This window comes from Flavobacterium sp. 5, from assembly GCF_002813295.1.
In the GTDB taxonomy this organism is placed as follows: domain Bacteria; phylum Bacteroidota; class Bacteroidia; order Flavobacteriales; family Flavobacteriaceae; genus Flavobacterium.
In genome coordinates this window covers 2,003,064-2,016,727 of sequence record NZ_PHUE01000001.1, presented here as the reverse complement: position 1 = coordinate 2,016,727, position 13,664 = coordinate 2,003,064, and the positions used below count along the sequence as shown (strand labels likewise).

At 34.0% G+C, this 13,664-nt stretch carries 11 protein-coding genes; 5 read left to right on the top strand and 6 right to left on the bottom strand.

Annotated elements, in window-relative coordinates; all coding sequences use genetic code 11:
• Nucleotides 1–2: 2 nt before the first annotated feature.
• The 5 genes from CLU82_RS08140 to CLU82_RS08115 all read left to right on the top strand — a co-directional run bounded on the left by CLU82_RS08140 (nucleotide 3) and on the right by CLU82_RS08115 (nucleotide 6,126).
• Nucleotides 3–812 carry an AraC family transcriptional regulator gene (locus CLU82_RS08140; RefSeq protein ID WP_100842622.1) on the top strand — a complete coding sequence of 270 codons (810 nt, stop codon included), beginning with the start codon at nucleotides 3–5 and terminating at the stop codon, nucleotides 810–812.
• A gap of 75 nt (nucleotides 813–887) precedes the next feature.
• On the top strand, nucleotides 888–2,540 hold the full coding sequence (locus CLU82_RS08135; RefSeq protein ID WP_100842621.1) for a serine hydrolase: 1,653 nt from the start codon (nucleotides 888–890) through the stop codon (nucleotides 2,538–2,540).
• A 94-nt stretch (nucleotides 2,541–2,634) separates the two neighbouring features.
• Nucleotides 2,635–3,216, top strand: a complete 582-nt coding sequence (locus CLU82_RS08130; protein WP_100842620.1) for a TIGR00730 family Rossman fold protein — start codon at nucleotides 2,635–2,637, stop codon at nucleotides 3,214–3,216.
• A 202-nt stretch (nucleotides 3,217–3,418) separates the two neighbouring features.
• The gene (locus CLU82_RS08125; RefSeq protein ID WP_100842619.1) at nucleotides 3,419–4,135 is read left to right on the top strand and encodes a hypothetical protein; all 717 of its coding nucleotides are present in this window, start codon (nucleotides 3,419–3,421) and stop codon (nucleotides 4,133–4,135) included.
• 455 nt (nucleotides 4,136–4,590) lie between these two features.
• Entirely contained in the window at nucleotides 4,591–6,126 is a 1,536-nt protein-coding gene (locus CLU82_RS08115) for a hypothetical protein (RefSeq protein ID WP_100842617.1), read from the top strand.
• A 79-nt stretch (nucleotides 6,127–6,205) separates the two neighbouring features.
• Here CLU82_RS08115 and CLU82_RS08110 read toward each other — a convergent pair whose 3' ends face one another.
• From CLU82_RS08110 to metG, 6 genes are all read right to left on the bottom strand, one after another.
• Complete coding sequence (locus CLU82_RS08110) at nucleotides 6,206–7,594, bottom strand: hypothetical protein (protein WP_100842616.1); 1,389 nt, start codon at nucleotides 7,592–7,594, stop codon at nucleotides 6,206–6,208.
• Nucleotides 7,595–7,649: 55 nt separating this feature from the next.
• A complete protein-coding gene (locus tag CLU82_RS08105; RefSeq protein ID WP_100842615.1) occupies nucleotides 7,650–8,279 on the bottom strand; it encodes a chloramphenicol acetyltransferase in 630 nt (209 codons plus the stop codon).
• 128 nt (nucleotides 8,280–8,407) lie between these two features.
• The gene (locus tag CLU82_RS08100; protein ID WP_100842614.1) at nucleotides 8,408–9,118 is read right to left on the bottom strand and encodes an HAD family hydrolase; all 711 of its coding nucleotides are present in this window, start codon (nucleotides 9,116–9,118) and stop codon (nucleotides 8,408–8,410) included.
• A gap of 14 nt (nucleotides 9,119–9,132) precedes the next feature.
• Nucleotides 9,133–10,029 (bottom strand): DMT family transporter, encoded by an 897-nt coding sequence (locus tag CLU82_RS08095; RefSeq protein WP_100842613.1) that lies wholly within the window; start codon nucleotides 10,027–10,029, stop codon nucleotides 9,133–9,135.
• Between the two features lie 148 nt (nucleotides 10,030–10,177).
• Nucleotides 10,178–11,023: a transposase gene (locus CLU82_RS08090; RefSeq protein ID WP_157813338.1), complete on the bottom strand. Its 846-nt coding sequence runs from the start codon at nucleotides 11,021–11,023 to the stop codon at nucleotides 10,178–10,180.
• A gap of 331 nt (nucleotides 11,024–11,354) precedes the next feature.
• On the bottom strand, nucleotides 11,355–13,415 hold the full coding sequence (gene metG / locus CLU82_RS08085) for a methionine--tRNA ligase (RefSeq protein WP_100842611.1): 2,061 nt from the start codon (nucleotides 13,413–13,415) through the stop codon (nucleotides 11,355–11,357).
• Between the last annotated feature and the right edge of the window lie 249 nt (nucleotides 13,416–13,664).

Genomic DNA, 13,664 nt, shown 5'->3' with positions numbered 1-13,664 from the left:
TAATGAAAGAGTCACGAAAAGGAGAATTTTACGGTCAAACTAATAAAACTATTAATTTAGAAGGGATTACTTTGACCGATACTGTTTATACGCAGGATAAAGTAGATTGGCATTATCATGAAAATGCCTATTTTACTTTTATACTTCAAGGAAATGTAATCGAAGGAAACAAAAAAGAAATTTACAATTGTTCGGAAGGGAGTTTATTATTTCACAATTGGCAGGAACCCCACTATAATATCAAGCCCGAAGGATTTACAAGAGGTTTTCATATCGAACTAGAAAAATCCTGGTTTGATAATTTAGAATTTAATACAACCAATCTGCAAGGCAGTATCAATATTGCAAACCCCGATTTGAAATTTTTACTCTATAAAATTTTTAAAGAAACAACTGTTGATGATGGTACAACACAGCTTGCTATCCAAGTATCGTTATTGGAAACATTGTCCAAAATGCTTCAGGATCAGAAATTAGAAATCAGTAAAAAACCGACTTGGGTTTCTGAAATCAATATGATATTAAATGACCAATTTTCAGAGAATCTAACCTTAGACTATTTATCAGAAAACCTTAATATTCACCCGGTTCATTTATCAAGAGATTTTTCAAAATATTTTAATTGTAGTTTAGGAGAATATATCCGAAAATTAAAAGTCCAAAGGTCTTTGCAACTCATCTCGCAAAGAAAGCTGGATTTGACTTCAATAGCTTTTGATTGTGGCTTTTCTGATCAAAGCCATTTTACGCGTTGTTTCAAGGAAATCAACGGAAATACTCCTTCAGAATATCGAAAAATTCTTTTTAGTTAAGTCTCTCAAATGTTAATTTCATTCTATTTTAAACCTAAATTTAGTTATACTATTGTCATTAAAATTTAAACAATTATGAAAAGGATTTTAATAACAGTATTACTTAATTTGTTTTATCTACTAAGTTTTGGACAAACAAAAGATATTGTAATAACCGATGGAATTACTTCGGATTTGCACAGAGCCAATATTGGTAAGGTTACGTTTATGAACCGAAATATTCCTTTGGCTGAATATAAAGAAACTGATTTTCTGAAAACATTTGAATTAGGGCAGGACAGTAATTTGAACATTAGAGTTTTTCTGAATAACTCCCTTACAAATTACATGCATCAGCTTGCACCCGAATTGTCTGAGGATGAACTTAATCTAAAAGGCAATTATCAGTTCTCCTTTTTGGTAGATAATATTCTTATTTACAAAGAAAACATACATCACGGTGCTGGATTAAAGAAAAGTACCACTACCACATTTCGGGTTCCATTTACAGATACTTCTGGTGGTGATTGGTGGTCTACCAATCTATTCGAAAGATTTAAAAATAATGGGGGCGAAAAAGCATTAGCAAACGGAACTCATAAACTAACAATAGAAATGAGGCCTTATGTAAAAATGGATGACAATAGTGAAGCTAAAGTGGGAGATTTAATAGCATCGGGCAGTCTCGATTTGACAATTGTGAAACCAAAAGTAACGGCTAAACAAGTAGCGATTCAGCCCATCGAGGGAAACAGTGATTTTGAAATATCCAAATCACCATATAATAAAAAGAAAATTGAAGAGCTTAATAAAAGTATTGCCGAGAATTCATTCAAAGCAATTACCAGTATTGTTGTTATAAAAGAAGGCAAGCTTTTGTTGGAAGAATACTTTAATAAAGCAGATAGAAACACCTTGCACGATACGCGTTCGGTAGGGAAATCTTTTACATCTGTATTGATGGGCATTGCTATAAAAGAGGGGTTTATAAAAGATGAAAACCAGACATTAAACTCTTTCTACGATCTGAAAACCTTTTCAAATTACAGTACAAAAAAAGATAGCGTGAGCTTGAAGGACTTATTGACAATGACTACTGCATTTGATGGCTCAGATCAAAATAGTGATTCGCCAGGCAATGAAGAGAATATGTATCCAACCGACAATTGGGTAAAATTCACATTGGATTTATCTATGGACAGTCATAAATTTAATGGTAAACAATGGGATTATTTTACAGCAGGTGTAGTTGTATTGGGCGATGTTTTAAATAAATCAGTGCTAGGTGGATTGGAACAATACGCAGATAAAAAATTATTTAAACCATTACATATTGACAAATACCAATGGCAATACACGCCTCAGAAAGTGGTTAATACTGCTGGTGGTTTGCAAATGACATCGTTAGGATTGGCAAAGGTGGGGCAGCTTTATAAAAATCAAGGAGAATGGAAAGGACAACAAATAGTGCCAGCCGAATGGGTAAATAAAACATTGACAAGACAAATTCAAATTCCTGAAAGACAGAATGAATTTTACGGCTATCTATTTTGGAACAAAACATATATCGTTAATGGTAAAAGTTACGAAACGTTCTATTGTGCAGGTAATGGGGGAAGTAAAGTGTTTATTTTTAAAGATTTGCCTCTAACAATTGTTATTACAGCAAAAGCGTATAATAAGGTTTACGGACATCCGCAAGTAGACAAAATGATGGAGGAATATATTTTGCCAGCAATTTTGAAATAAAATGGCATTCAGCAGTTATTTTTAATCAAAGGCTTGTAAAGTGATTTACTACTTTTTGAATTCATTTTACAGTACTCTTAATAATTATAAAAAAATGAAACGAATAACCGTATTCTGTGGCTCCAGTTCAGGAACAGAAGAAATTTATACGTCGCAAGCTACTTTGCTTGGACAAACTTTAGCTAAACGAAATATAGAATTAGTGTACGGTGGAGCCAATGTCGGACTGATGGGCGCCATCGCAGACGGAGTTCTAAACGCAGGCGGAAAAGTAATTGGAGTGTTACCTAACTTTTTGAGATCAAAGGAAATTGCTCATAAAGAACTTACCGAATTGATTTTGGTAGATTCGATGCACGAAAGGAAAACAAAGATGAACGATCTTTGTGATGGTGTTATTGCCCTACCGGGTGGTTTCGGAACATTAGAAGAGTTTTTCGAAATGATTACTTGGGCACAATTGGGACTTCACAAAAAACCAATTGCTATTTTAAACGTCGATGGTTTTTATGATGCTTTGATTGTTTTTATACAAACGGCGGTAGACAAGGGCTTTCTGAAGTCTGAAAACCAACAAATGCTTTTGGTAAGTAATACCATTGATGATCTTTTGGATAAAATGAAAAATTACGTGCCTCCAACTGTTGGAAAATGGATTAATAAAGAAAATGTTTAGTTATAATTCTGACAGTATTTTTAGCGGTGTTTTTTTATTTTTTATTTTGTCAAAGCAAAGGGTATTTCCCTTTAATTTGTCTTTTCAAGAAATAGTGATAAAAGTTTAGAAAGCATTACTATTTATTTTTTTGGTTAATCAGAAAACGCCTTCACAATAATTGATTCAGATTGCGTAAACCAATTAATTTTAAGCAGTCAAAATGAATAAAGATACCGTATCAGCAACGGCATTACCTCAGTATCAAATACTGAAAGCCGATTTATTACCAGATTCCGAATCGAATTTAGATTCAATGGAAATGAAAGAGAAGCCTATTGGAGATTCCAGTATTCCCTTTAGAGACTTAACAAATCCAGAGACTAAAAAAGAGAGCATCGGTCAATTAATAGATAAATTGGATGTTGAAAATAGCATCAGATACCAAAGAACTCCAGAAGACACGTATTGCAATGTTTATGCTTATGATTTCTGTCATTTCTCTAAAGTGTATGTTCCTACGGTTTGGTGGACAGACGAATCCTTAGAGAAAATAAAACAAGGGCAGGAGGTTACCGCAGTTTTCGAAGATACCGTAGACCGAATTTATTCCAGTGCCATACATGATTGGCTTTCAGAATGGGGACCTCATTTTGGCTGGGAAAGAATGGCTACTGTTGATGAAATTCAAAATAAAGTAAATGCCAACGGAGGAGTTGGGATAATTTGTGCCAAAAGAAAAATAAAAGGACTCTCCGGACATATTGTTCCTGTTGTACCCGAAACAGATTCTCATAAAGCCTACAGAGAAAATGGAACGGTGATTTATCCACTGCAATCACAAGCAGGAATATTGAATTACAACTATTTTTCGGAAGTTAGAAAAGATTGGTGGAATGACGAATTGTATTCTTCCCACGTGTTTTATTATCACGAATAAAACAAAATACGTATTGGATTTACTTGGGTGTCAAGAACACATTAAATAGTAGATTTCTCGTACAGAATTAATTTTATTATTATTATTTTGATTTTCAGTACTTTAGGTTGTTGGAAAATCGATAATAATAACCTACTTTTGCACCTTGGAAAAAACAAGGATAGCAAAAGCTTTAAAAAGCCTATTCATCTTATTAAATTATTGATATAAAAGGAATTAAAAATCTGCTGGAGCTTTATGAGTCCTTCGTAAAATTTCGCTTTTTATCAATCGTTCAGTCGGTTCAAGTACAAAAATTTCTGAGACTGAAAAAATAAAGCCCTGTATTTTAAAAGTAAAAGGAAAAAACAACAGATTTTTAAATCTGTTAAACGTTTTTTTGTTTGATTTCAAACAAAAGACATTTGCATTTCTAAAATAAAAAGTCATTAACCATAAAAAGAAAACTAGTATAAATGAAAGACAATCAGAACAAAAAATATTATTGGGGAATTGGATTAGAAAACGAAACGTATATGCAGTTCGAAGAATCCTTAATTGTTACTGGTGAGTTTATACAAGAAAAAATTGGTTTTGAAAAATACAGTATTGATTATAGAAAATGTTATAAACCAGAAAGCATCGCCCCGATGTTGAAAAAGGCTTTTGGCTTAAATCAAAACTACACAGTGAGCCGAATGATGAACAGTCATTCATTGGAAAAACTGGATGTGAACTACCAACATAAAATGTTATCGGCCGTAAAATCTGTAAATGATAACACTGAAGTAACTCCACAACCTCTTGAAAACCCTGAATATCTAGGAAAATCCATTATGGAGCTTTTCCTTGAGGAACAGCCTTACAATATTCAAAGTATGATTACCCAAAGAAATAAAACGATGGGATCTGTACATTTTGATGGTGATTCTATCGAATTTGTAACCAAATATTTTGAAAATAGAACGATTGAAGATTCTTGTAAAGAGCTAAAAGCGACTAAGAAGTTATTCCTTGATACTATCAATGAATCTGCTGTCTTAAACGGTAAATTAAACTTTCCAGATTACAATAATGGTCTGAATATGTTTATGACGAATCAGGAAAATCTTGTTTTGTTTAACAACGGAACGTATCATTTTCACATTACTTTGCCTTCATTAACAGAAGATAGCAGAATTATAGATTACAAAGACTTTGAAAAAACACATTCTAATGCAATTTATTTGTTGCAGTGGTTTGAACCGTTTTTTATAGCTACACTAGGAAGTCCAGATATTATGGGCGTGATAAGTGACAAGTATAGTCTGGACAAGACATTTACTTTGGGCTCTATGCGAAACGCCATGTCGCGTTACATTGGAGTTGGAACTTATAATAAAGCCATGCCGAAAGGAAAAATTTTAACTTACAACGTAGATAAATTTAGAAAATTACTGAAGTTCGAAAAAGAAGATAACATCTGGTGGCGTGACCAAATTGAAGCGGAAATGGAATATGAAATGCTTTCGGAACTTGGTCTTGATTTTAATCAGGAGAAAATGTATCAAAGTGGTTTTGAATTCAGAAGCTTTGATGAGTTTCCTGCAACTTACTTAAATGATGTTCTTTTTTCTATTATCCTAATATGTGAGCATTCTCTAAACTTGCCTGATGTAAAATGGGGACATGATAGTGTGGCTTGGAATAATTTAGTTTTCAAAACATTAAAGTTTGGTTATTTAACCGAAATTAATGAAGAAGAAAAGAATGAAGTTTTAGATTTATTGCAGTTATTGTCGCCTTCTGATAGCAATTATAACGAACTAAAATCTGAATTTGAAGCCATAGTGATGCTTGATGCCTTTTTCTTCAAAATTCTGGCTGTTTTACATGATAAATACAAAGACAATAATGTTTGTCTGGATTCCATGTGTGGACAAAAAACAAATTTCCCTCCAAAATGGGATAACTTCAACAAATATCAAACCGAAAGACATTTGCAACAAATAGGATCTTTTTGCGAGAATTAATTTTGTTTCCTTAAAAACACAAAAGCCCATGATATGCATCATGGGCTTTTGTGTTTAAATAAAGATTGAGAATTTTCTTTTAAAACGTACGTTCAAATCCATCGATAAACTTACGCATGGTATATTGTCTACTGTAACTATCATAATACCCCAAAATATAGTAATTTTTGTATCGAATAATACTCTGTAAGGTTACTTCGGGGTGTTCCTGCTCAAAGCCAGAAATAAAATCGAAAGCAAGAGGTTCCTGATCTTTCTTGATATGATCTAGTTTTTTATCAAATATACTTTCGAAATAAACGGTCGTTGGTATAGTACGATACAGTAACTCGCTGTTAAATTGATTGATGTCTGAATTGATTATATCCGTAAATTGGATGTTACCCGTACCTCCTAATGTGATCAAAATGGAGTTAGAAGTTTTGTAAACGGTCAATCCTACCTCCAGATACACTAATTGATTCAAAAACTTAGCGGTGGTTTTAAATTCTTTTGGTTTTTGTCCATCCAATTGCAACCTCAAAGGAGAAGTTTTAAAAGGAATCGTATCAGTTTTTAAAACTAAAATGCTCTTAATACTATCTGTAGTCTTATAATCCTTTATTTCAAAAAGCAATTCGTCAGCATTGACTTTGAGCTGGTATATTTTATTTTCGTGGTAATAGGAATTAGATAAGCTGACATAATTTTTGGTTGCCGTTTTTGGAAAGTTTTTTTCGTGAATTTCAAAAGTTGCAAGATCGATGTCGAATGCCTGCGTTTCATTATCGTTATGGTCGAAAGTGAGTAGCAAACGGTTTTTCAGGACATATAATTTTGTTCTTTGCGTGCCTTTGAATAATGGATTGAATTGATTTGTCTCTATTTTTTCAATAGGAAGAGCTTCCAGAATCTGGCTGAACTTTATCTCTTTGTTTTTGCTGTTTTGATATTTAAAAGAAGTGAAATCAAGTATTTTTTCTTCTTTTGTACCATTTTTGAAAATATACAATATTAGTTTTTCTTCAAATTCCTTTTTAGCAAGTATATAGAATGTGTTGTTTTCTTGAAATTGAGTAATAAGGGTTTGGTTGAAATACTGCAGGTCATAATTGATAATGGTAGTAGTAGTTTTAGTATTCAAATCATATTGTACGGCCAGTATTTTATTTAAATCTTGGTTTGACCAATATAGTGTTGGATTTCCTTCACTATCAAAACTGTATCCTACGATTTGTTTATAGCTAATTTCGGGTCTTGCCAGTGTTAATTGATTAGATAAAAACAAAGCGCTATTGTATTTTAGAATCGTGAGTGTTTCTTTATCAGAAGCAAAAACAAAAAGATCGTGAGTCGTAGTATTTTCGACATTGAGTATTTGCTTGTAATCTTTAGATTTTTTTAGTTCTAATGGAAAAGTAGCCAGAACAGTCTGGCTAAAAAGAAAAGTGCTTTGAAATAGAATTAAAAAAGTGATTATCTTTTTCATATAAATGGATAAAAAGTAGCAGGTTAATCGGAAAATAAAATTTGTCTTAAAACTATCATAGGTTCATTATTCCTTGAAAATAATCTACCATTTGCCCCACATGTATAGCGTCCATCAAACCGTGATGCACGTGAATGGACATTGACATGCTGCGGTTACCTTCTGGAGATACCATCATTTTACCAAAAGAAATCTTTGGGCAACTATCTGGGAAAGTCATGTTACGAGCATGAGAAAGCGAGGTAAAATTGAGCCAGGGAATTGCCGAAAAATGAATAACATTATCATCTTTAAATTCTCTGGTAAATAATCCTGTTGTATTTTGAATGCGTTCAATTTCAGTTATAGCATTTTGTTCAAAAATAGCATAATCGGGATGGAATTCTATCAAAGAAAAACCAAATGTACCATCGGCACGACTTATGGTTGCCGATCCGTCGATTCTGTCGTACTTATAAATATGTGTATTTTCGATACGGTATCGGAAGCTCTCAAAAGCATTTACAGCTACCAATGTTTTGTGCAAATAATAGATAAAGAATGAAGTGCCAAGTGTTTTAGAACTTGTATAGGCTTGGGTACAATCGATGGTTATGTTTACTCCAAAAAAAGGTTCTTGCATTTGTTTAAAGAAAAGAAAATGTTCCTTTCGATTCCAACTGTCTAATTCTAAAAGAGTTTTCATTTTTTAGTGTTTAGGGATAATCCAATTTTTTATAAAGTAAATGGGAGTTTGTTTTAAATTAAAAACCTAGCTAAAATACTAAATAAAAAGCATTCTAACTAGGTTCTAAATGTTTTTAAAGGTCACTTTTATAATTCCAAAAGCTGTAAAACTTCGATTATGGTTTCGAATGCTTTAAAATTCTCGTGTTCTATTGTATGATCAATTTTTTCATGTGCCCAAGTCGTATGAAACGGAATATGAACAGCGTGTCCACCAATGGCCAAAACTGGTAACACATCCGATTTTAAGGAATTACCAATCATAAAAAACTCTTCGGGTTTAATCTCCAAACGTTTAATCAAGTCCAGGTAATCTACTTCCTGTTTGTCTGACATCACTTCGATATGGTGAAAATAATCACCTAAACCAGAGTTATGTAATTTACGGCGTTGATCCAGTAAATCCCCTTTGGTGGCAACAACCAATTTGTATTTACCATGCAAAGCTTCCAAGGTTTCTTCAACACCTTCTAATAAAACAATAGGTTTTTCGAGTAGTTCTTTTCCGTATTGAATGATTTTTTCAATGACTTCTACAGGGATAGTATTGTCTGAAATCTTCATGGCAGCCTCAATCATCGAAAGGATATATCCTTTGATTCCGTAACCATACAATTTGAGATTGTCGATTTCAATTTTGAATAATTCCTTCGAAATCCCTTGATGTGAAAGGTAATCTTCCATCAGACCGCAGAATTTTTTCTCGGTTTCATCAAAGTAAGTTTCGTTTATAAATAAAGTATCATCAGCATCGAAAGCGATAACCTTTAAATTTGGAATTTTGCTTGTATGTGACATGATAAGATGTTGTTTTATTTAAGCTTTTTGTTTGATAAAAGCCTTGACATTGAAATTGTTTTATTGTAAAAGGTAATCCTGATTCCGAAAAGTAAAATCACACCGCCAATAATCATTTGTAAAGTTATTTTTTCTTCCAAAAATAACCATGCTAATATTGAAGTAATTACAGCCTGACTTAATAAACTAAGCGAAACTCTTGTTGTACGCATGTGTTGTGTGGCATAACTAACCGAAAGCCAGGCGCACAATTGGCAAACTACAGCCTGAAGCAATAGTACAAACCATCCCGTATTCGAAAAGCCTGTAAATCTCTCATCTAGACAATAACAAAGGATGCCTAAATAAGTGCTTGATGCTAATAAACTTATAGTCATGAATGATAGAACGTCAACATTTGAAAGCACAGTTTTACTTACCAAAAGATAAATAGAGTATAAAATTCCCGATAAAACCGCAAACAGAAAAGCCTGATCAAAATTTAAATCCATGAAAAAACTAAAACCAACCAAAGTTACCATTCCAAATAATGAAACAATCGTTCCGATCCAGAAGTTCGTTGCTGGTTTTGATTTTAAAAACAAAAAAGAACCAATTCCCACCCACAGCGGTGATAAATTTGTTAGCAATGAAGCTTGAGTGGCACTCGAATCCTGAATGGCAATATTCCAAACGGCAACATCAGATGCAAATAAAACACCACATAATGCTGCTAGAAGCGTAAATTTTAAAGTTGGTAGTTTAAATTTTTTGGTAAAAAGTACATAAGGCAAAAGTAAAGCGACCGCAAAAAACATTCTGTAAAAAGCTGAAATTAATCCCGAAGCCAAACGCAATTTTATCAATATCGGAAAAATCGAAATGCAAAGGATGCCACAGAGTAAAGCTATTCTTGGTTTTGTGATTTTCATGTTTTGTTTATTATTACGTAGAGACGTTGCAGTGCAACGTCTTTAATATATTTAAATAACGTCTTTATATATTTAAATTATGATATGGTTATGTTGATTTAGACGTTGTGTTAGACGTTGCATTGCAACGTCTCTACGTGGATATTTGTTAATTATAAAATTTATCTTCTTTCCAATTGGTGATGTTGTTTTCTATATAATTTTGAATTCTTTCAAATGATTCCGAATTTTGGATAATATGGTCATGAAACCGTTCTTGCCAAAGAAAATCAGCATGAATATAACGTGCATGTTTAGTTACAACCGATTTATAGGAACGCAAAATAGTCGAAATTGAACCTGGTTTCGGTGAAATTTTAGCCATTTGTTCATTTCCCAGGGTAGAGACGTTGCACTGCAACGTCTCAACGTCATCCAATCCCAATACCTCAACGCCATCCAATCCCAATACCTCAACGCCATCCAATTCCAACGTTTCCCTATCGTGCATTGAGACGTTGCAGTGCAACGTCTCTACCTCATCCAATCGCAACGTATTTCCATCATTCAACGACGTTTCCCCATCGTGCATTGAGACGTTGCAGTGCAACGTCTCTACCTCATCCAATCGCAACGAATTTGCGTAATTCAACGACGTTTTCTCATCATGCGTTGAGACGTTGCAGTGCAACGTCTCTACAATAGGTCGTAACGGTTTTTCAATATTTGTTTTATTAATAATCAATATCCCATGAATATGATTCGGCATAACTACAAAATTCCCTAATTCAACAAACGGAAAATGTTCTGGAATTTTTACCCAAAAATCATTTGCCAATTTTCCGATTTCATTTAGCTGTATTTCATTTTCACCATTGGTAGATACGATTTCACCAAAAAAATGTTCCTTATTTCCAGTACATATTGTTATGAAATAAGCGCCGTTTTGTCCATAATCCCAATTTTTTAATCGAGTTGATGGAATCCGATATTTGTTTTGGAATTTTTCGTTCATATTTTTTTCATTTTCGTTCACGTTCTCGTAGAGACGTTGCACTGCAACGTCTCCCACAATACAGGACACAAAGCATGTCAACAATCCCCATTATAAACGAATATAATATTTTCTAAGCTATCATCAAAATATAAAATACTGATAAATACTACAAATAAACATTGCAATCATTAAATTGAAACGAAAAAAATGAACGCGTCATCCAAAATAAAATGTTGTCAGAACGGGTGGTTATTCAAAACGAAAAATACGTTGTTGGAACGTGATGGTTGTTAAAACAAAAGAGACGTTGCAGTGCAACGTCTCTACCGTATAATTGTGAATATAAATATTAATTTATCGTTTCACCATTTGCAACGCCATCAGCATCAGGATTGATAAAAACCAATTTTCCTTCGGCATTCGTCGTCATCAAAATCATTCCCTGGCTTTCAACACCACGTAATGCTCTTGGAGCTAAGTTTACTAAAACAGAAACACGTTTTCCAATAATATCTTCAGGTTTAAAACTCTCTGCAATTCCCGAAACAATCGTGCGGACATCAATTCCAGTATCAACTTTTAGAACCAAAAGTTTGTTTGCTTTCGGCATTTTTTCAGCCTCAAGGATAGTTCCTACACGGATATCCATTTTGGCAAAATCTTCAAACTGAATCAAATCTTTCTGAGGTTCTGCTTTTTTGTTCTCGGCAATATTAGCCGTTTTGGTAGCTTCCAGTTTTTCTATTTGTTTCTGAATCTCTTCATCTTCAATTTTAGAAAAAAGCAATTCGGCTTCACCAATTTGGTGTCCGGTTACAATTAAATCAGATGTTTCAGCAACAGAATTCCAATTAATTGAATTTTCCGTTTTTAAAATACGGCTCAATTTATTTGCTGTAAAAGGCAAAAACGGCTCACATAAAACACTCAAAGCACCAGCTATCTGCAAGGCAACATACATCTGAGTTTTAGTACGCTCTTCATCCGTTTTAATCATTTTCCAAGGCTCTTCATCGGCTAGGTATTTGTTTCCAAGGCGGGCAACATTCATCATTTCGCCAAGCGCTTCACGGAAACGGTATCTTTCAACAGAACTCGAAATTACAGCAGGATATGCTTTCAATTCCGTCAAAGTAGCCTCATCAACCTCTGAAAATTCATTTGGTTGAGGAACAACTCCGTTATAATATTTATTGGTTAACACTACCACACGGTTGATGAAGTTTCCAAAAATAGCCACCAATTCATTGTTATTTCTCGCCTGAAAATCTTTCCAGGTAAAATCATTATCCTTAGTTTCTGGAGCGTTAGATGTCAATGCATAACGCAAAACATCTTGTTGATTCGGAAACTCTTCCAAATATTCGTGCAGCCAAACCGCCCAGTTTTTAGACGTAGATAATTTATTTCCTTCCAAGTTCAAGAACTCATTCGCAGGCACATTGTCTGGCAAAATATAGCTTCCTTCCGCTTTTAGCATCGCAGGGAAAATCACACAGTGAAAAACAATATTATCTTTCCCAATAAAGTGAACCAGTTTCGTTCCTTTATCTTTCCAGTATGGCGTCCAGTCTTTTCCTTCTCTTTGAGCCCATTCTTTGGTAGATGAAATGTAACCAATAGGAGCATCAAACCACACATATAATTTTTTTCCTTCGGCACCTTCAACCGGAACATCAATTCCCCAATCAAGGTCACGCGTTACCGCACGAGGTTCAAGACCACCATCAATCCAAGATTTTACCTGACCGTAAACATTCGGTTTCCAGTCATTTTTATGTCCAACCAAAATCCATTCACTCAAAAAATCCGAATAACGATCCAAAGGCAAAAACCAGTGTTTCGTTTCTTTCATGATCGGAGTTTCTCCCGTAATAGTCGATTTTGGGTTAATTAAGTCAGTAGCATTTAGTGTCGAACCACATTTTTCACATTGATCACCATACGCTTCTGGATTATCACATTTCGGACAAGTACCAGTTACAAATCGATCTGCCAAAAATTGATCCGCTTTCGCATCATACAATTGCTCGGTTACCTCTTCGATAAAATCACCGTTGTCGTATAATTTTTTAAAGAACTCCTGAGCCGTATCATGATGAATCTGAGCCGAAGTTCTGGAGTAATTGTCAAATGCAATTCCAAAATCCGAGAATGATTTTCTAATAATTCCGTCATATTTATCGATTACTTCCTGCGGTGTAATGCCTTCTTTCTTGGCTTTCATCGAAATAGCCACACCATGTTCGTCGCTTCCGCAAATGAACAAAACATCGCGATTTTGCAAACGCAAGTAACGCGAATAGATATCAGCAGGAACGTAAACCCCCGCCAAATGCCCAATGTGTATCGGTCCGTTAGTATAAGGCAATGCCGCCGTAATCGTATATCTTTCTGGATTCTGTATCATGATTCAATTTTATTGGGTGCAAAAATAAGCAATACAATCGAGAGTTTAAAGGTTTTATTAGGAGCTATTTCCCGCTATACGTTGCAATCTTTTTGTTTTTAAAGAAAAAACAAAAAGGATTTCCACTACTATCGGGGCTAGGGCATTTCGTTTTTTCGATCAACAACAATCTTGTAAGGATATCAATTGATAAGAAGAAAGAATCTATATTAAATAAAAATAAGAATATTCTTTTGTTTAATGTTTAAT